The organism is Rhodopseudomonas sp. WA056 (assembly GCF_010906995.1).
GTDB lineage: Bacteria > Pseudomonadota > Alphaproteobacteria > Rhizobiales > Xanthobacteraceae > Rhodopseudomonas > Rhodopseudomonas palustris_G.
Window position 1 is genome coordinate 1 of the sequence record NZ_QPFS01000098.1, and the last position, 18,958, is coordinate 18,958.

Annotated in this window: 19 protein-coding genes and 1 tRNA gene; 8 read left to right on the forward strand and 12 right to left on the reverse strand. The window is 66.2% G+C overall.

Features of this window, described 5'->3' with window-relative positions:
- Positions 1-222: 222 nt before the first annotated feature.
- Positions 223-1,056 (reverse strand): aldo/keto reductase, encoded by an 834-nt coding sequence (locus DU475_RS17555; RefSeq protein ID WP_013501987.1) that lies wholly within the window; start codon positions 1,054-1,056, stop codon positions 223-225.
- A 228-nt stretch (positions 1,057-1,284) separates the two neighbouring features.
- The gene (gene mgtE, locus DU475_RS17560) at positions 1,285-2,706 is read right to left on the reverse strand and encodes a magnesium transporter (RefSeq protein ID WP_013501986.1); all 1,422 of its coding nucleotides are present in this window, start codon (positions 2,704-2,706) and stop codon (positions 1,285-1,287) included.
- Between the two features lie 161 nt (positions 2,707-2,867).
- Between mgtE and DU475_RS17565 the strand changes: the two genes are divergently transcribed.
- From DU475_RS17565 to DU475_RS17580, 4 genes are all read left to right on the forward strand, one after another.
- Positions 2,868-3,671: a polysaccharide deacetylase family protein gene (locus DU475_RS17565; RefSeq protein WP_013501985.1), complete on the forward strand. Its 804-nt coding sequence runs from the start codon at positions 2,868-2,870 to the stop codon at positions 3,669-3,671.
- A gap of 136 nt (positions 3,672-3,807) precedes the next feature.
- On the forward strand, positions 3,808-5,127 hold the full coding sequence (locus DU475_RS17570; protein ID WP_164632853.1) for a polysaccharide deacetylase family protein: 1,320 nt from the start codon (positions 3,808-3,810) through the stop codon (positions 5,125-5,127).
- Positions 5,128-5,214: 87 nt separating this feature from the next.
- Entirely contained in the window at positions 5,215-5,643 is a 429-nt protein-coding gene (locus DU475_RS17575) for an Xre family toxin-antitoxin system antitoxin (RefSeq protein WP_013501983.1), read from the forward strand.
- Positions 5,643-6,104: an RES family NAD+ phosphorylase gene (locus tag DU475_RS17580; protein ID WP_164632854.1), complete on the forward strand. Its 462-nt coding sequence runs from the start codon at positions 5,643-5,645 to the stop codon at positions 6,102-6,104. Before DU475_RS17575 ends, DU475_RS17580 begins: the two co-directional genes overlap by 1 nt.
- A 111-nt stretch (positions 6,105-6,215) precedes the next feature.
- Here the strand turns inward: DU475_RS17580 and DU475_RS17585 are convergent.
- Positions 6,216-6,300: transfer RNA gene (locus DU475_RS17585), tRNA-Leu, on the reverse strand.
- Between the two features lie 78 nt (positions 6,301-6,378).
- Positions 6,379-6,621: a FliM/FliN family flagellar motor switch protein gene (locus DU475_RS17590; protein ID WP_011158713.1), complete on the reverse strand. Its 243-nt coding sequence runs from the start codon at positions 6,619-6,621 to the stop codon at positions 6,379-6,381.
- A 66-nt stretch (positions 6,622-6,687) separates the two neighbouring features.
- Here DU475_RS17590 and lipB point away from each other — a divergent pair, with 66 nt between their 5' ends.
- Complete coding sequence (gene lipB, locus DU475_RS17595) at positions 6,688-7,425, forward strand: lipoyl(octanoyl) transferase LipB (protein ID WP_164632855.1); 738 nt, start codon at positions 6,688-6,690, stop codon at positions 7,423-7,425.
- Between the two features lie 204 nt (positions 7,426-7,629).
- On the opposite strand, the gene DU475_RS24535 is transcribed toward lipB, so the two are convergent.
- A complete protein-coding gene (locus DU475_RS24535) occupies positions 7,630-7,863 on the reverse strand; it encodes a hypothetical protein (RefSeq protein WP_349644208.1) in 234 nt (77 codons plus the stop codon).
- Here DU475_RS24535 and DU475_RS17600 point away from each other — a divergent pair.
- A complete protein-coding gene (locus DU475_RS17600) occupies positions 7,774-10,314 on the forward strand; it encodes an EAL domain-containing protein (RefSeq protein WP_349644207.1) in 2,541 nt (846 codons plus the stop codon). The two genes, DU475_RS24535 and DU475_RS17600, sit on opposite strands and share 90 nt — an antisense overlap.
- A gap of 92 nt (positions 10,315-10,406) precedes the next feature.
- Here the strand turns inward: DU475_RS17600 and DU475_RS17605 are convergent, their stop codons facing one another.
- From DU475_RS17605 to DU475_RS17625, 5 genes are all read right to left on the reverse strand, one after another.
- Complete coding sequence (locus DU475_RS17605; protein ID WP_047309188.1) at positions 10,407-10,706, reverse strand: acylphosphatase; 300 nt, start codon at positions 10,704-10,706, stop codon at positions 10,407-10,409.
- A complete protein-coding gene (locus DU475_RS17610) occupies positions 10,706-11,572 on the reverse strand; it encodes an isocitrate lyase/PEP mutase family protein (protein WP_164632857.1) in 867 nt (288 codons plus the stop codon). The genes DU475_RS17605 and DU475_RS17610 overlap by 1 nt, the downstream gene beginning before the upstream one ends.
- A 4-nt stretch (positions 11,573-11,576) precedes the next feature.
- Positions 11,577-13,592 (reverse strand): acetyl-CoA carboxylase biotin carboxylase subunit, encoded by a 2,016-nt coding sequence (locus DU475_RS17615; protein ID WP_164632858.1) that lies wholly within the window; start codon positions 13,590-13,592, stop codon positions 11,577-11,579.
- A gap of 367 nt (positions 13,593-13,959) precedes the next feature.
- Positions 13,960-14,535, reverse strand: a complete 576-nt coding sequence (locus DU475_RS17620; protein WP_013501976.1) for a hypothetical protein — start codon at positions 14,533-14,535, stop codon at positions 13,960-13,962.
- Positions 14,536-14,826: 291 nt separating this feature from the next.
- On the reverse strand, positions 14,827-15,225 hold the full coding sequence (locus tag DU475_RS17625; RefSeq protein ID WP_013501975.1) for a DUF2177 family protein: 399 nt from the start codon (positions 15,223-15,225) through the stop codon (positions 14,827-14,829).
- A gap of 118 nt (positions 15,226-15,343) precedes the next feature.
- Between DU475_RS17625 and DU475_RS17630 the strand changes: the two genes are divergently transcribed.
- Both DU475_RS17630 and DU475_RS17635 read left to right on the forward strand, forming a co-directional pair.
- Positions 15,344-16,795 carry a cryptochrome/photolyase family protein gene (locus DU475_RS17630; protein ID WP_164632859.1) on the forward strand — a complete coding sequence of 484 codons (1,452 nt, stop codon included), beginning with the start codon at positions 15,344-15,346 and terminating at the stop codon, positions 16,793-16,795.
- Between the two features lie 78 nt (positions 16,796-16,873).
- Positions 16,874-17,236, forward strand: a complete 363-nt coding sequence (locus DU475_RS17635; protein WP_164632860.1) for a histone — start codon at positions 16,874-16,876, stop codon at positions 17,234-17,236.
- Between the two features lie 96 nt (positions 17,237-17,332).
- Here DU475_RS17635 and DU475_RS17640 read toward each other — a convergent pair whose 3' ends face one another.
- On the reverse strand, positions 17,333-18,208 hold the full coding sequence (locus DU475_RS17640) for a DMT family transporter (RefSeq protein ID WP_164632861.1): 876 nt from the start codon (positions 18,206-18,208) through the stop codon (positions 17,333-17,335).
- A gap of 231 nt (positions 18,209-18,439) precedes the next feature.
- A complete protein-coding gene (locus DU475_RS17645) occupies positions 18,440-18,883 on the reverse strand; it encodes a hypothetical protein (RefSeq protein ID WP_013501971.1) in 444 nt (147 codons plus the stop codon).
- Between the last annotated feature and the right edge of the window lie 75 nt (positions 18,884-18,958).

Below are 18,958 nucleotides of genomic sequence, written 5' to 3' on the forward strand. Positions count from 1 at the left end.
AGCAGCACGACGCCGCCGATCAGCAGCGCCCGCCCCGCCCGCCGCCACCGCGTCAGCAGCAGCACCAGACCAGCCACGCAGATCATCGCGATCGTGTTGGACGGATGAATGAAGAAGCCGAGGATCTTGGAGAGCAGGAAGAACATCGGTCACCGGCGCACGCTGAAGATCGTGTCCGCGACGTGCGGGATTCCGACCAGGAGGTCAACGGCGGCGTGGTCGTCAATCCCACGCCGGAGCGGTCGCGGTGGTGGTCAGCCGTCCCGTCGGACTGCCGAGCGCGAAGATCTCTCGCATCTCGGCCTCCGACAGCGCGAAATCGAACACGTCGATGTTCTGCTCCAGCCGCTCGAGCCGCGAACTGCGCGGGATCGCGGCGACGTTCTGCTGGATCAGCCAGCGCAGGCAGACCTGCGCCGCGGACTTGCCGTGCGCGGCACCGATCCTGGTCAGTATCTCGCTCGACTTGGCATTTCCACGGGCGATCGGGCTGTAGGCCACCAGCGCCATGCCGTGGGCGGCACAGGCGGCCAGCACCTTCTGCTGATCCAGAAACGGATGGTACTCGACCTGATTGCACACCAACGGCGCCGGACAGACGGTCACCGCCTCGTTGATCAGCGCGACGGTGAAATTCGATACGCCGACGTGTCGCGTGAGGCCGAGCGCGCGAGCCTGGGCGAGCGCGCCGAGCGTTTCAGACAGCGGCACGTGCGAATTGGGCCAGTGCAGCAGCAACAGATCGACCTCGGAAAGCCGCAGCTTGACCAGGCTTTCCTTGGCCGAGCGAATGAGATCATTGGGTGCGAAATGCGTTGTCCAGATCTTGGTGGTGACGAAGATCTGGTCGCGGCGGATGTGAGAATTGCGGATGCCTTCGCCGACGTCGCGTTCGTTGCCGTAGATCTGCGCGGTGTCGATGTGGCGATAGCCCAGCCGGATCGCCTGTTCGACGGCACGCGAGCAGACGCGTTTGCTGAGCTCCCAGGTGCCGAGCCCGAGCGTCGGAATCCTGGCCCCGTGGGCTTCGACGAAATGCGTTTCCGCGGACTGCATGGTGATCGTCCCGCATGTCGATGAAGCAGACTGATCTTTAGTAGTATGGACCGATCGCCCCCGGCTGCCAATCGCTGCAGAGCGACGAGCTTACCGATTTGTTCCCGGTGCCAAGCAGCGCGGCCCCACCGTCAGCGCCCGGCGCGATCCTCGATCGGAACTCATCTCGAAGCCAAGGTTCCGGGCCGAAGCGGCAGCCTCCCAACGGAACTCACCGCACCGTCGCCTTCACTTCAACCCGAACCATGCGGTCGCGATACCCAGGAAAGCGAAGAACCCGACCACATCTGTCACTGTGGTGACGAAGGTACCCGACGCCACCGCCGGATCGGCACGCATCCGCTCCAGCGCCATGGGTATCAAAATGCCCCCAAGGGCCCCAGCCACCAGATTGCAGATCATCGCCAGCGCGATGACGATCCCGAGGCCCGGCACCTTGAACCAGGCATAGGCGGCGATCCCGGTGATCAGCGCGAACGCGACGCCGTTCACCAAACCGACCAGCGCTTCGCGCATCACCACCCGAACCGCGTTCCAGGCGCCGAGTTCGCGGGTGGCCAGCGCCCGCACCGCAACCGTCATCGTCTGGGTCGCGGCATTGCCCCCCTGGCTGGCAACGATCGGCGCCAGCACCGCCAGCGCCACCATCTGCTGCAACTGATCCTCGAACAGCCCGAGCACCGAGGACGCCAGGAACGCGGTAGCGAGGTTGACCAGAAGCCAGTTGAACCGGCCGCGGGCGATCGTCCATACCCGGTCGGACAGTTCTTCGCCGCTGGAAACGCCACCGAGCGCCTTCAAGTCTTCGTCGGCCTCCTCCTCGATGACGTCGACGACGTCGTCGATGGTGATCACGCCGACCAGTCGGTTGTGGGCGTCGATGACGGGCGCGGCCACGAGATTGTACTTCCCGAACAACCGCGCGACCTCCTCCTGATCCTCGTCGACGGAGACCTTGCGTCGGTCTTCGTCGACCAGATCGGTCAGCGGTACGTTACGGTGCGAGCGCAGCAGCCGGTCGAGCGAGACCGCCCCCTGCCAGTGATTGACCCCATCGACGACGTAGATCTCGTAGAACCGCTCCGGCAGTTCCGCGGTCTCGCGCATGAAGTCGATCGCCTCGCCCACGGTCCAGTCACGCGGCACCGCGATGAAGTCGGTCTGCATCCGCCGGCCGGCGGAATTTTCCGGATAGTCCAGACTGCGTTCCAGCGCATCGCGTTCGGACGGCGGAAGTTTGTCGAGGATCTCCTCCTGATCCTCCTCGTCGAGCACCTGGAGCAGTTCGACCGCGTCGTCGGAATCCAGTTCGCGGACGCCTTCGGCGACGGTCTCCGGCTCCAGCTCTTCGAGGATCTCCTCGCGGACGGTTTCGTCGACTTCGTTGAGCGCCGAAAAGTCGAAATCAGCGCCGGTCAGTTCCACCAGCCGGACCCGCTCGTCGGAATCCAGCGCCCGGATCAGGTCGCCGAGGTCAGCCTCGTGGAGTTCGGAGACCAGGGACCGCAACGAGCCGGCATCCTCGGCAGCGATCGCGCGAGACACCGCCTCGACGAACTCGGCCCGGAGGTCACCGTCGTCATCCCGCATTGCCGCAGGATCGAGGGCGGCCAGATCGGGCCGCACGACCGCATCCACGTCGTCGGTCATGGGGGCTCCCGCGGGTTTTACTGGTTGCAGAAATCGGGCGCCGTCGGGCAAGATGCACTGTCGAATGGCGGCGCGAATGCCCGTGGCAATAACCAATCGGTGAAGCAAAGCGCAATGATAATCATGACACCCTGTAGCAATCCGCCAGTCGGGAGGGTGTCGTGATCGTCGCGCGCACCGCGGCTGCCTTGGTCGCACTCGCCGCACTCGCAGGTAACACACAGGCCGCTGAGTGTCCCCGTCCGGGGACGCTGGGCACCTCGCGGGTGTTGACGGTCGATCCGGCGACCTATCCGCGCGTCGGCCTGAAGAGCTTTCCGCAGACCCTGCCCCTCGCCGACCGCGAGGTCGTGCTGACCTTCGACGACGGTCCGGCGGCGACGACGCCGACCGTATTGAAGGCGCTCGCCGACGAGTGCGTCCGCGCCACATTCTTCCTGGTCGGCAAGCCGGCCTCCGAGATGGGCGAGATGGTGCGGCGGATCGCGGCCGGCGGCCATACCATCGGCCATCACACCTACACCCATCAGCATCTGTCGGCGCTCAGCCATGCCGATGCGCTCACCGAGATCGATCGCGGCATCGCGGCCGACGAAGCGGTGATGCGCGCCAAGGGCATTCCGGTGGCGACCACGCGGTTCTTCCGCTTCCCGTATTTCGAATCCACCCCGGCGCTGCTCGATGATCTGCAGGCGCGCGGCATTCCGGTGTTCGGCGCCGATCTGTGGGCCAGCGACTGGAATCCGATGACTCCGGACGAACAGCTCAAGCTGATCACCGAGCGGCTGACGGCGACCGGCCGCGGCATCATCCTGTTTCACGATCCGCGCAAGCAGACCGCCGAGATGATGCCGGCATTCCTGCGCTGGCTGCGCGAAAACAACTACCGCGTCGTGCACGTTGTGCCCTCGGACGAGGCCGGTCACGCGGTGGCGTCGGATTCGCATGGCCGCACTGCGCGCTGAGCCGGCCGTCTGGTCCCAGAATCGCCATGGAACTTTGAACGGTTAAGCAGCCGTTCATGACGCGGTTTTATTTTCGGTCCAGGTGGGATTCGCGCGTCGTGAACCGCGCTGTCGGTCGCGTGAAGGCGGTGCACTGTTGTCTGAACGTTCGTTGCGGATTTCCTCTCTCGTTGGCGCGGCTTGCGTCGCCGCCGCACTCGCCCTCCCGCCCCATCAGGCCCGCGCGGCAAGCTGCCCCGGCAATCCCGATGCGCTCGGCACATCGCGCACGCTGGTCGTCGATCCGCGCGAGCATCCGCGAATCGGCACGATGCAATACGGCGAGACCCTGCCGCTGCGCGACCGCGAGGTGGTGCTGACGTTCGACGACGGCCCGCTGCCGCGCGAAAGCAACCAGGTGCTCGACATTCTGGCCAGGGACTGCGTCAAGGCGACGTTCTTCGTCGTGGGGCGGATGGCGAAGACGTTTCCCGAAGGCGTGCGCAAGCTGCGCGCTGCCGGCCACACCATCGGCACCCACAGCCAGAATCATCCGCTGAGCTTCAACCGGATGTCGGTCGAGCAGGCCCAGCAGGAGGTCGACGAAGGGATTGCCTCGACGCTCGCCGCGCTCGGCGGCGACCGCGCGGCGCTGTCGCCGTTCTTCCGCATCCCAGGTCTGCTGCGGGCCGAAGCGGTCGAAGAATACCTCGCCTCCCGCGGCATCCAGGCGTGGAGCGCGGACTTCCCGGCCGACGACTGGCGCCACGTTCCGCCGGACACCGTCTTCCAACTGGCGATGAGCCGGCTGGCCGCCAAGGGCAAAGGTATTTTGTTGCTACATGACATCCAGCCCCGCACGGTGGCGGCATTGCCGAAAATCCTGCAGGCGCTGAAGGCCGGCGGCTACAAGATCGTGCACGTGGTCGCAGCAACGCCGGAGCTGCCGAAGACGCCGACGACGCCGCAGGAGTGGCGGCTGCATCCGGCGCCGAACACCGTAGCAACCGCGCGCTGGCCGAAGGTGCCGCGCTTTGTATTCGCCAATGCACAAATGCTGCCGGCTCCGGCGATCGCCGATATCGGCCTTGATGGCCAGCGGCTGATCCCGGGCAGCGCACCGATCCGGTCGAATCGTCTGGCGCGAGGCCAGGTGCCGACGCCGCAGCGCTCGCCGTGGCCGCGGCAGACCCTGGTCGAATCGGCCGACAGCCTGATCACCCTGCCGGTGCCGTCGCCCAGCCTGTTCGCGATTCCCGAACGCAGCGCCCCGGCGATCCGGGCGATGGTCCCGGTGAAAGCGGAGCGCGCCGCCCGCGAAGCGCCGCAGTTCGTTCGCAGCGTCAACGACCGGACGCTGTCGATCGATATCGGCGCCGCAGCGCGGCCGATCTCCGGCAGCGTCGGCATCGCCCCGGAAGGCCTGCAGCGCGGCCCGCTCGACGCAGGCAGCCGCCCACGCCCGCTCAATCACTGATCCGGTTACCCGCACCCCTCCCCTTGCCGTCCGGCAATCTGCCATTAAATTGGTGGCATATTGCCGACGCTATAGGTGGGGCAGACGATGTCCATCATTGAAACGGTCGCGGATAAGCTCGGCGGCAAACCGGTGCTCGGTACGACGGTTAGGTCGCAGGCAGAGTTGGCCATGGTGGTCCGCAACCGCCTTCCCCTCGCCGCCCTCCAGGGATTGAGCCGCGCCGGGCTGAGCGATCAGGAAATCGAGCAGTTCGTCATCCCGCAGCGGACCCGCCGACACCGCGCCGAGCGCAATCAGCCGCTCACGATCGACGAATCCGACCGGGCCGTCCGCCTGCTGCGCATTCAGAGCCTCGCCGAGGACACCTTCGGCGCGGACAAGGCCAGCCTCTGGCTTCGCCGCCCTCTGGCTGAGCTGAACGGCGAAACACCCCTCACCGTCGCGCAAACCGAGGCTGGCGCCAGGCTGATCGAGATGGTGCTCGGCAAGATCGCTTGGGGCGCAGCCACCTGATGCGCCTGTGGCGACTGTCTCTCGCCCGTCATGCTCGGGCGTTCGACGGTGGTTATGGACTGCTGTTCGACGGCCGCTGGAATACTGTCGGCCGGCCCATCACCTACTGCGCGACATCACCCGCTCTCTGTGTGCTGGAGAAGCTGGTGCACGTCGAAGACCCGCTGCTGCTGCCTGAGCTGATGCTGGTGCGCTACGAAGCGCCGGACGAGCTGTCCGTCGACGACGTGCCACGTTCGACTCTTCCGGCAGATTGGCGTCGTCGGGAGAGCTGGACGCAGCAGCGCGGTGATGCGTGGCATGCTTCGCTCAAAGCCCCACTGCTGCGAGTGCCGTCCGCGATCGTCCCGATCGACGGATCACCGGATCTGCACGTTCTGATCAACCACCGGCATCCTGGCTCCGACCGGATCAGACTCGCAGACATCGAGCCGTTCACCCTCGATCCCCGCCTGTTCTGACGATCGGGCTTCGGCATCCGAATCTCAACGTTCTCGCAGTTGTTATGCGCGGGACCAGGTCGTCAGGTTGTTTGGGAAGGCTGCGCCGAGCAGCACGGGCCGGCGCGGAAGTGGTGCGCTCGGAGGGACTCGAACCCCCACGATTTTACTCACTGCCACCTCAAGGCAGCGCGTCTACCAATTCCGCCACGAGCGCTTGGGACCGGGTTCGGGCATCGCCGACCGGATCGACGGCGCCCATTTAACAAAACAATGATGAGGCCACAAGGCCAGATCAGCGCCGATCTGGGGATCGCGGCAACATCTGTTTGACCTCGACCGCAATTCGGTTGCGATCGACCAAAACCATGCCGGACGCGATCGGCATGTTGTTGGCGAGGATCTTGACCTCGTCGGCTTCGGTGGCGTCCAGTTCGATGATGGCGCCGCGGCTGAGCCGCAGCACCTGGTGGATCGGCATCGAGGTGGTCCCGAGAACCACCATCAGATCGACGGAAACTTTATCGAGTGTCGGCACTGGAACCCGGACTGACTTGCCTGAGGAACGAAGACGTGGTCGAGCACACCACGTTATGGTTATCCAATGATTAACGTCTCGACTTCCCCCCGCCAGACACTGGATTGGACCGCCTTGAAGCCCGCCGCCGGCTCGCCAGCGGTGGAATGGCGCATCTCCGATTCGCCCGTGCCATATCCCGAGGCGGTGGCGACCATGGAGGCACGCGCCGCGGCGATCGCTGCCGGACTTGCGCCCGAGCTGGTCTGGCTGCTGGAGCACCCGCCGCTCTACACCGCGGGCACCAGCGGTCACGCCACGGACCTGCTGGAGGAGCGTTTCCCGCTGTTCACCACCGGCCGCGGCGGCCAGCTCACCTATCATGGGCCCGGCCAGCGGGTGGCCTATGTGATGCTGGACCTGAAGCGCCGCCGCCCCGACGTGCGCGCCTATGTGGCTGCACTCGAGCAGTGGATCATCGCCACCCTCGACGCCTTCAATATCCGCGGCGAGCGTCGGGAAGATCGGGTCGGCGTCTGGGTCCGCCGCCCCGACAAGGGCGACGGCTATGAAGACAAGATCGCGGCGATCGGCGTCCGGCTGAAACGCTGGGTGTCGTTGCACGGCATCGCCATCAACGTCGAACCCGACCTGTCGCATTTCAAGGCGATCGTGCCCTGCGGGATCAGCGATCCGCGCTACGGAGTTACCAGCCTGGTCGACCTCGGCCTGCCGGTGGTGATGAGCGACGTCGACCTCGCTTTGCGCGCCGCGTTCGAAAACATCTTCGGCCAAACCCGCGCCTCAACGCCTGCGGGCGTCTGAGCCTCCGATCTGCTGTCAGCTTCACGCACGCGAGGCGATTACTTCCGCGCCGGAACCGCCTGTCAAAATCAGCAGCGATCATCCGTTGTTCGAACGCCAACCGCGACTGTGTCACCGATTCCGGCAACGGAATTCTAAGGATGAAACCGCGCGCCTGCGGCGATGCGGCACCGACAACGCTTTCGTCACGTTAGCATGGATAGATCAGCAACGGCCTCCGCCTGCGGCGGCCGACCAACCTCGTAGTTTCCACAGTATTCGATCCGGGCGATGCGCCGACACAACAGTTCCCTTGACGATCAGTCGCTGTGGCAGGTCGCGCTCGACCACGCGCGGGACGCCGCCATCATCATCGATGATGGCGGTTACATCCGCTTCTTCAGCCAGACAGCAGAACGATTTTGGGGGATCGGTCGCGCGGAACTGATCGGCTGTCATTGTGACCGTCTCGGCATCAGCGCGATGCTGCAGCCTATGGCCGGCTCGCATCACTCGAACGCCGCATCCGAACTCACGGTCGAGATCGAGATCACAAGTCGCGACGGCCGATCGATCACCGCCGAGCTGACGCGATCGACGATCGGCGCCGATGGCTGCGACTACACGCTGCTCACGGTGCGCGACGTCACGCCCGAGCTGGAGCGTCGCAAAGGGATCGAACTCCTCACCTCGATCGCGGACCGCACGACGCGAGCTGTGCTGGTGACCGATCCTGAGCTCAGGATTCTCTACACAAACGCCGCCTTCGCCGTCCTGTTCGGCTACGGTGCCGATGAAGCCAAGGGCCGTAACATCATCGATCTACTCGCCGGTCACCACACCAATCGCCGCATGATGGCAGGCCTGAAACGATGGATGGCCGACGACGAAGGCGGCGAAGAGGAAATCCTGGTCTACGACAAGAACGGCGAAGAGGTCTGGATCTCGGCGGACGTGAAGGCCCTGCGTGACCCGCAGGGCCGGATCACACAGGTCTTCGCACTGCTGACCGACATCTCGGAAACCCGTCAGTTGCGCATGCTGCAGCAACTGACGCTGGGGGCACTCGCCGACGAGATTCCGATTACCGAGGTCGCCGATCGGATGTGTCGGTTCGTCGAGAAGATCGCGCCGGACGTGGTGTCCTCGCTGCTGCATGTCGACGCGCAGGGCCTGTTGCACCCGCTCGGTGGCCCGAGCCTGCCCGACGATTACTCCCGGGCGCTTGACGGCGTGCCGATCGGCCCGCAGGTCGGCGCGTGCGGCGCCTCGGCGTATTACGGCGAACCGGTGCTGGCGCTCGACATCGACACCGACCCGCGCTGGGAGCCTTTCAAGAAGCGGCTATTGGAAATCGGGCTACGCGCCTGCTGGTCGTCGCCGATCAAGGCCAAGGACGGCCGTGTGATCGGCACCTTCGCGTTCTATTTCCGCGCCTGCAGGCCGCCGAGCCATTGGCATCACCGCATTGTCGATGCCTGCCTGCATCTCGGCGCGCTCGCGATCGAGCGCATGGAGTCGCGCGCGCAGATCGCAAGGCTCGCTTATTTCGACATGCTGACCGGCCTGCCCAACCGGGCGCGGCTGCGCGATCTGATCGGCGAAGCGACCGCGGCCTGCCCACAGGGCCGCTCCGTTGCGCTGGCGTTTCTGGACGTCGACAATTTCAAGGACATCAACGACACGCTGGGCCATGCCGCGGGCGACGAGTTCCTGGTCGAGTTCGCGCGCAGGCTGCGCGACCAGGTCCAGCCCGGCGACGTGGTGGGCCGGCTCGGCGGCGACGAATTCGTCGTCGTGCTGCCGAACCGCGAGCCGGCCGAAATCGAGCCGGTGGTGGCGCGGATCAGCGACGCGTTGATGTTGCCGTTCGCGCTGTGCAACAGCCAGGTGCCGATGTCGGCCAGCATCGGGGTCAGCCTGTATCCCGACAACGCCACCGACATCGACACCCTGATCAACCAGGCCGACACCGCGATGTATCGCGCCAAGCGTTCGGGTCGCTCGACCTACCGACTGTTCAATTGCGACATGCACGGCGCAGCCGAGCAGCGAATGGCCTATGCGGCAGCGCTGCGCTCGGCTCTCGCCGACAGCCGACTCGAACTGCATTATCAGCCGCAGATCAGAACCGCTGACGGCGCGCTGCACGGCGTCGAAGCGATGGCACGCTGGCACGATCCGGTGCTCGGCCCGGTGCCGCCGGCCAAATTCATTCCGCTGGCCGAAGAGTGCGGCCTGATCGATCAGATCGCCTGCTGGTCGATCCGCGAGGCCTGCCGGCAGATGCGCGTATGGCGCGACCAGGGGCTCGAAGTGCCGAGCGTCGCCGTCAATCTGTCGCCGATCAACTTCGAGAATCCAGCGCTGCCGACACTGGTGGCCGACACGCTCGCGAGCTATCACCTGCCGCCCGAAGCGCTGATGCTCGAGGTCACCGAGGGCGTCGCGCAAGACAACCGCTCGACCGCGCACGACACCATGGTGGCGCTGCGCCGGATCGGAGTCGGCCTGTCACTCGACGATTTCGGCACCGGCTATTCCAATCTCAACCGGCTGGCGCAATTGCCGATCCGCGAGCTGAAGATCGATCGCGGCTTCATGAGCGAGCTGGAGACCAGCCCGACCGCCTGCGCGGTCGTCACCACCGTGGTGCGGGTCGGCCAGAGCCTCGCCCTCAGCGTCGTCGCCGAAGGCGTCGAGACGAAAGCGCAATTCCAGCTTCTGAGCGAGCTCGGCTGCGACGTCGTCCAGGGCTTCCTGTATGCGCCCGCGCTGGCGCCGGAGCGGTTCGAGGAATGGCTGCTCGGCTACAGCGCCACCCGCGCCGGCCGCATGAGCGACCGGATCGGCGCCACCGCCGAGGACGGCCGACCGCCGTCCCGTGTCACCACGCGACGGCGACGATAATTCCAGGCGCACGGACGCCGCCTCGGCGGGAGCGGCAGCCCTCCCGACGCCGACATCGACGTGGTTCTCGCAAGGAAGCCGAATTGCCGGCCTTACAGCGTCGACAGGATCGAAACCCGCTCGCCCGTCTGGCGCAGGTTCAGAACGTCCGGCTGCGCGGCCTCTGCCACCACCGCATCGACGCGGGCCGCCGACGGTCCACGCTGGCATCGCGCGATCATCTCGCTGACGACCGGCTCGCTGCCGGCCAGCACCGCCTCGACGCTGCCGTCGCGGCGATTGCGCACCCAGCCCTGCAGCCCCATCGCTTCAGCAGTATGGGCCAGCCAGGCCCGATAGCCGACGCCCTGCACCCGGCCGCTGATCGTCACCTGCCGGATGATCTCGCTCATCAGCGTTTCACACCGAGGAAGTGCTCGTTCCGATCAGCGACGACGTCGGCGCGCGTGACCTTGTCCGTCAGGTCGGCGCCCGCGAGCCCGGTCAGTTGCTTCGGCGTCGCGCCATCCTTGATCGCCGACAGCGTCTTGAATACGGCCTCGGTCGCAGCCGCGATCGGCGCGTGGCCCTGCACCGCGATGCGGACGCGCCTGCCCGCGAGGTGATCGAAGTCGCCGAGTTCGGCCGGCGGACTGCCGAGCGCCAGCGGCAGCGTGGTCGCGGCGCTGATCGCTTCGAGCTGGGCGCGGGTCTTCACCCCGGTGAAGAACAGCGCATCGACGCCCGCGGCCTCATAGGCCAGCGCGCGTTCGATCGCATCGTCGAGCGAGGTGATCGAGCAGGCGCCGGTGCGGCCGAAGATAACCAGGTTGGGATCGCGCCGCGCATCGAGCGCGGCCTTGATCTTGCCGAGTCCCTCCTCGCGCGACACCAGTTGCGGCTTTGCCTCGCCGTAGGCCTGCGGCAGCAGCGTGTCTTCGATGGTGAGACCGGCGGCGCCCGCCGCTTCGAGTTCTTCGACGGTGCGGCGGACGTTGAGCGCGTTGCCGTAGCCGTGATCGGCATCCACCACCACCGGCAGCGCCGCGGCGCGGCTCATCCGCCGCACCTGCTCGGCAAGCTCGGTCAGCGTGATCAGCGCGATGTCGGGATCGCCGAGGATTGCCAGCGACGCCACCGAGCCGCCGAACATCCCGAACGGAAAGCCGAGATCGTCGGCGATCCGGATCGAGATCGCGTCGTACACCGACGCCGGGCGCACGCAGGCCGATCCAGCAAGGATCGCCCGCAATGCGCCGCGGCGGTCACGCCAGGCCATGGCCTTACGCGAACTCCATGATCACCGCGTCGACCGCGAGCGTCGCGCCGGCGGCGGCATGGATCTTCTTGATCTGGCCGTCGCGCTCGGCGCGCAGCACGTTCTGCATCTTCATCGCCTCGATCACGGCGAGCGTCTCGCCGGCCTTGATCTCCTGGCCTTCGGCGACGGCGATCGACACCACCAGACCCGGCATCGGGCACAGCACCTTCTTGCCGGTGTCGGCCTTGTCGGCTTCCTTCATCCAGCGCGCCGCAGCGGCTTCGCGCTCGGTGAAGACGTTGACCGAGACTTCGTAACCGTGATGCGCCAGCTTGAATCCGTTCGGGATCGCGCGAACCTGCACCGCGACCGGATGGCCGTCGATGGTGCCTTCCCACACCGGGTCGCCCGGCATCCAGGACGACAGCAACTGGTGCGGCTGCCCCAGCGATCCGTCGGGATTGGCGAAGCGGACCACGAACGCCTCGCCCTCGCGGATCACGTCGAGCGGCACTTCGCTGCGCTCCAGCCAGACGCAGCGGCGGCGCTCGCGGATCACCGCGCGGCCGATCATCTGACCCGAGATCTTGCGCTTGCGCTCGCCGATCACCCGGTCGATCGCCGCGCCGACCGCGGCGATGCGGCGGGCGACCTCACCTTCCGGCACCCGCGGATGGAAGCCTTGCGGAAATTCCTCGGCGATGAAGCCGGTCGACAGATTGCCCTCGCGCCAGCGCGGATGGGTCATCAGCGCCGACAGGAACGGAATGTTGTGGCGGATGCCGTCGACGTAGAACGCGTCGAGCGCATGGGTCTGCGCCTCGATCGCCGCGGCGCGCGACGGCCCGTGGGTCACCAGCTTGGCGATCATCGGGTCGTAGAACATCGAGATCTCGCCGCCCTCCTGCACGCCGGTGTCGTTGCGCACCGTGATGCCGGAAGCCGCGCTCTCGGCCGGCGGCCGGTACTTCACCAGGCGGCCGATCGACGGCAGGAAATTGCGGAACGGATCTTCCGCATAGACGCGGGACTCGACCGCCCAGCCCTTCAGCGTGATGTCCTTCTGCGCCAGCGCCAGCTTCTCGCCGGCGGCCACGCGGATCATCTGCTCGACCAGATCGATCCCGGTGACCATTTCGGTGACTGGATGTTCGACCTGCAGGCGGGTGTTCATTTCGAGGAAGTAGAAGCTCTTGTCCTGGCCGGCGACGAACTCGACGGTGCCGGCGCTGTCGTAGTTCACGGCCTTGGCCAGCGCAACCGCCTGCTCGCCCATCTTGCGGCGGGTGACTTCGTCGAGCAGCGGCGACGGCGCCTCTTCGATCACCTTCTGATTGCGGCGCTGGATCGAGCATTCACGCTCGCCGAGATAGATGACGTTGCCGTGCTTGTCGCCGAGCACCTGGATTTCGATGTGGCGCGGATCGACGATGAACTTCTCGATGAAGACGCGGTCGTCGCCGAACGAGGCCTTGGCCTCCGCCTTGGCGAGGTTGAAGCCCTCGGCGACCTCCGCCCGCGAATGCGCGATGCGCATGCCCTTGCCGCCGCCGCCGGCAGAGGCCTTGATCATCACCGGATAGCCGATCTCGTCGGCGATCTTCACCGCGTGCTTGTCGTCCTCGATCACGCCGAGGAAGCCGGGCACGGTCGAGACCTTGGCCTGCGCGGCGGCCTTCTTGGACTCGATCTTGTCGCCCATCGCGGCGATCGCGCCGGGGTTCGGACCGATGAACACGATGCCGGCATCGGCCAGCGCGCGTGGGAACGCTTCACGCTCGGACAGGAAGCCGTAGCCTGGATGCACCGCCTCGGCGCCGGTCTTCTTGCAGGCCTCGACGATCTTCTCGATCACCAGATAGCTCTCGGCCGCCGCCGGCGGGCCGATCAGCACCGCCTCGTCGGCCATTTCGACGTGCAGCGCGTCGCGGTCCGCCTCGGAATAGACGGCGACCGTCTCGATACCCATACGACGCGCGGTCTTGATGACCCGGCAGGCGATCTCGCCGCGGTTGGCGATCAGAATACGTTTGAACATGCTCTTCTTGCTTGCAACCTTGGGGGTGGTTCTGCCCTCCCGGCCGGGACGGCATTCGGCATTGCGGATGTGCTTGTAACAATTCTGTCGGCGGGGAGAACTAGATATTGCGCAGGGGGCCGGCGCTACGACCGATTAAACCAATGGCCCGCCCGCACGCGCCGGCCGCCACCTCGGCAGACAGCGTCTCGCTTTCGCGCAAAAACACCCGCTCCGCAACTAAATTTCGTGGTTTTCCAACGGGCTGACGGAACATTCCGTCGGCCGGGTTGAACCCGCGGCGCGCGCACGGGCGCCGTTGCCTGCCCAAAAAAGCAAACGGCGGGGGCAATCCCCGCCGTTGCATTTGTCACGATGTGGTTGGGCGTTAGGCGCCGAGATCGAGAATCTGGGGCAACTGGGTGATCAACGGCAGCGTCGCGACTCCGACCAGGGTGGCGACCAGGCGCATCAAGGTGTGGTTGTTGCGCCGGGTGCCGCGCATCTGGCGCGAAATCCATTCCAGCACCTCGGTGTTGACGCCGACCGCCTGGGTCGGCGCCCAGGACTCGATCGCCACGTCGGGCGACAGCGCGACGCTGCGGGCCGGCACCGGCAGACCCGAGGCCGCCGCAGCATGGTGGGCCACCGCTTTGGCGAACAGATCGTCGAACCGACCGCCGTCGACGCGTTCGGCTGCGGCATCGTTGATCTCGAACAGCGCCTCGGCCTCGGCCCGGCTGATCGGCTGATCATCGACCGTCGCCGCGGTCAGGATGCGCATGCACCAAGCTGCATCGGCAGCATCGAGGGTACGGGAGAAGTGGACCCGACCACCGGTGGTCGGCCCCTCGCCGGTGATGATGCCGTCGCGCACAATTCCGAGCGCCTGCGCGGCGGTGTAGCGGTTCGAAATCTTGGAAGGGTCGATGCCGATCAGCTCGGCAGTGGCGGCGGCAGTCATTGCTTTCACTCGTTTTTCTGGCTCTGAGCCAGCAATTCCACGCTGGCGTAAACGCTTGGTTAAGACTTCGCCCCTGCGGCCGATTCGGTTCGGCTTGACCGGCATCTTTCCCAGCAGGGTTGCCGATTTGTCGCAACAGCGGTCTCGCCGGCTCAATTCGCAGGAGCCTCCGGCGGCGGTTGGGCGCAGTGGCGGCGAAGTTGGGGCAAAGCGCTTCGGCCGGGCGGCCATTTGGCCGCACCGGTCGTTCAGATGTCCTTCAGCGTTTCGAGCGTCGGCGGCGAGCGGCGCTCAGCGCGGCGACCACCAATCCGCCAGCAGCAGGCCGAGCGTCCCCGACACCGCGGTGACGAAAGCGCCCCACGAGATGTCGACCGCGACCACCGGCCAGGTCCAGTGCTTCAGCAGCGCCAGCGAGGTCAGCTCGAAGGTGGCGTAGCAGAACACACCGAACAGCGCCCCGTACAACAACGAGGATTGCCAGGTCGCCTGCGCCGAGCCGTTGACGAAGATGACGATGCCGACGACGTAGAGCAGATAGAACATCACGGCCGGCAGCAGCCTCACCTCGCCGAGCATCTCGCCGACCTGCGACTGGAAGAAGCTCTTGGCGATCGTGCCGAGGAACAGAAAGTCGAGCGGAATCAGGACAATGAATGTCGCCAGATAGAGCACACCGTATCGCTTCAAATCGTCCTCCTGAACAAAACCGAATGCATCCTGTCAAATACGGAATGCCTCGTCGATGGTTGCAGACGCAGCCGGACAGCGGCGCAAAATCGCAGCCTCGTATCCTGGATGAGCCCACGTGCTGACAACTGCCGGCTCCCGCCCCGTCATCGTCTGGTTTCGCGACGATCTCCGTCTTGCCGATCATCCGGCGTTGCACGCCGCCGCGCAATCCGGTGCACCGGTGCTGTGCGTCTATGTGCTCGACGAGGTGAGCGATGAGGTGCGCGCCCTTGGTGGCGCGGCGCGATGGTGGCTGGCGCAATCGCTTCGATCGCTGGAGGCTGAGCTTCGTGCAGCGGGAATATTGCTGATCCTGCGGCGGGGGCCGGCGGCCGCGGTGCTGGCCGAGCTTGCGCAGCAAAGCGATGCAGCGGCGGTGCATTGGAACGAGATCGAGATCGCACCGCATCGCGCCGTCGCCGACGCGCTGGCAGACGCGCTGACCGTGGCCGGCATCGCCTATCACCGCCACCCTGGCGATACGCTGGTGGCGCCGAACACGATCCGCAGCAAGGACGGCCGCGGCATGCGGGTGTTCACCCCGTTCTGGCGGCGTGTGCTCAGCCTCGGCGATCCGCCGCAGCCCCTGCCCCGTCCTGCCGCGCTACGCCCGGCGCCGGCACTGCCGGGCGCTCAGCTCAGCGACTGGCAGCTCGAGCCGACCGCGCCGGACTGGGCCGGCGGCCTGCGCGCCACCTGGCGGCCGGGCGAAGCCGCAGCCAAGACGCGGCTCGCCGACTTCCTCGCCAGACTGCCGGGCTACGCCGAGGGCCGCGACTATCCGGATCGTCACGCCACCTCCGGCCTGTCGCCGCATCTGCGGTTCGGTGAAATCAGTCCGCGCCAGGTCTGGTACGCGGCGCGCTTCGCCGCCGCCGAGCGTCCAGCGATCGCGCCCGACATCGACAAGTTCCTCAGCGAACTCGGCTGGCGCGAGTTCTGCCGGCATCTGCTCGCCGACCACCCGGATCTTGCCGCCCGCAATCTACAGCCGGCGTTCGCCGCCTTCCCGTGGCAGAGCGACGATGGCGCGCTGACCGCCTGGCAGCGCGGCCGCACCGGCTATCCGATCGTCGACGCCGGGATGCACGAGCTGTGGCATTCCGGCGTGATGCACAATCGCGTCCGCATGGTCGTCGGCTCGTTCCTGGTCAAGCACTTGCTGATCGACTGGCGGCTCGGCGAACAGTGGTTCTGGGACACGCTGGTCGACGCCGACCCCGGCAGCAATCCCGGTAACTGGCAGTGGGTGGCGGGCTGCGGCGCCGATGCGGCGCCGTATTTCCGGGTGTTCAACCCGGTGCTGCAGAGCGAGAAGTTCGACGCGGACGGCGCCTATATCCGCCGCTGGCTGCCCGAACTCGCCGGCCTGCCGAACAACCTGATCCACCAGCCGTGGACTGCGACGCCGCTCGAACTCGCCGCCGCCGGCGTCGAGCTCGGCGGCAACTACCCGAGGCCGATCGTCGACCACAAGGCGGCCCGCCAGCGCGCGCTTTCGGCCTATTCTGAGCTGCGGCAGCGTTGAACAACTGCGGTTGGCAGCGTTACTAATTTCGCGAATCGGCTATCGTCGGGGTTATCTGCAAACCCTTGGGGGATCAACATGGACGACGACAAGCCGATGATCGAGCAGGTGGGCGAGGTGATCAACGAGGTCACCGACGCAGCCAAGACCGCAGTCAAGAAGGCGCGCAAGGCCGCCAAGAAGGTTGCCAAGAAGGTGAAGGCCGACGTCAAGAAGGCGACCAAGAAGGCAGGCAAGAAGGCTGGTAAGAAGGCTGGTAAGAAGGCCGCCAAGAAGGCGGCGAAGAAAGCCAAGCCGGCCAAGAAAGCAGCCAAAACGGCGCCGAAGAAAGCCAAGAAAGCTGCGAAGAAAGCCGCCAAGAAGACGGCCAAGAAAGCCGTGAAAAAGGCCAAGAAGGCGGCGCCGAAGAAGGCCAAGAAGGCCAAGAAATCCAAGCGCTGAGCGTTTCATCCGCGTCGGCCAGCGAAAGCCTCCGGAAGAGTTCGCCGGAGGCTTTTTGCTGTGCTCCGGCAGCAGCCGCGCGCGCCGCCTGCCCGCCTATGCCTTCGCCCGATTGACCAGGAACACCGCCGCCGCGCAGATCGCCATGCCGGCGATCGACACCGCGTCGAGTGTTTCGCCGAACAGCACATAGGCCATCAGCGCTGTCACCGCCGGCACCAGATAGAACAGGCTCGCCACCGAGGTGGCGGCGGAATGCCGGATCAGCCAGTACAGCAGCCCGATCGAGCCGATCGACAGCACGACAACCAGCCATCCCACCGCCAGCACGAACTCCGTGGTCCAATCGACCACACGGGTCTCGAACAGCGCGGCGCCGACGGCGAACAGCGCCAGCGCGGCGAGAAACTGGATGATATTGCCGGCGCGCCAGTCGATGCCGCTGCAATAGCGCTTCTGGTACAGCGTCCCGATGGTGATGCCGATCAGCGCGCAGGCGGAGGCGAACCAGCCCCAGCCGACGTCGCCGGTCAGGCTGCGGCCGTGCAGGATCAACAGCGTGCCGCCGAGACCGAGCCCGAGCCCCAGCCATTGCAGCGGCGTGACGCGCTCGCCGAGCCAGCGGTTGGCCAGCGTGGAGGTCAGGATCGGTTGCAAGCCTGGGATCAGCGCCGACAGCCCCGCCGGCACCGAATGCGCGATCGCGATCGAGGTGCCGGCCAGATAGACGCCGTGCACCAAAAGCCCGGCGACGACGCTGTGGCCGACGCCGGCGAGGCCCGGCCATTGCGGCCGGGCGATCGCGGCAATCACCGCCATCAGCGCCAACACTGCCACCATCCGGATCGACAGATAGGTCAGCGGCTCCGCTCCGGTGAGCGCGTATTTGGTGCCGACGAAACCGGTGCTCCACAGCACCACGAACACGGCCGGCGCCGCACGGGCGGCGAGGTTCTCTGCGTTGCGGTTCATTGTCTCCCCGAGAGCCCGATCGTGGATGACGGGCAGCGGCGCGGTCGCGCGCCCGTCCATGCCACGCCGCGGCCGTTGCAGCCAGAGAAGATCGTCCTCGTCGGGTACGGCGCCTCGCGCCATGCGCCGGCGCGTTGATATCCCGGTGGCCGAGCCGCAATCTCCTCGCCGGGGGCGACACGGGTTCAGGGGATCTTTCGTCGATGCGGCCGGCTCAAGCGGCCGGCGCGCTCAATACTCTTCCGGGCAGGGATCGACGATCTTCCACAGATCGACGCCGTTCTTGATCTTCTTCATCTCGGTGGTCAGGCCGCCGTTGCGGGCGAGCCAGTCCTTCACCGGCTGCGGATAATACGACATCAGCTCCGAGGTGCCTTCGAGGCTGGTGACCTTGATGCCGAAGGTGAACGCCTTGTCGTAATAGGCCTGGTGAAAGCCGAGGCTGGCGCGTGGGGTGACGCAGATCTTGTTCGGCGGCACGATTCCGAACACCAGGGTGCAGGCCGAATTGCAGATGCCGTCGATGATGACCCGCTCGCGGCGCTCGCGGATGCGCTGGTACTTCGCCTTGTACTCCTCGACGTAACCGCCGTGATCCCGGGTGATGCGAAGATCGGCGTGTGCCGGCGCCGCCAGCAGGATCAACGGCAGCAGCAGCGAGAACAGCTTACGCATGGTTCGGTCGAAACCCGTGGCGACAAGGGAGCGGTCCGGCAACGGCCGGGAGCGACACTTTGGCCCAGTTTGGTT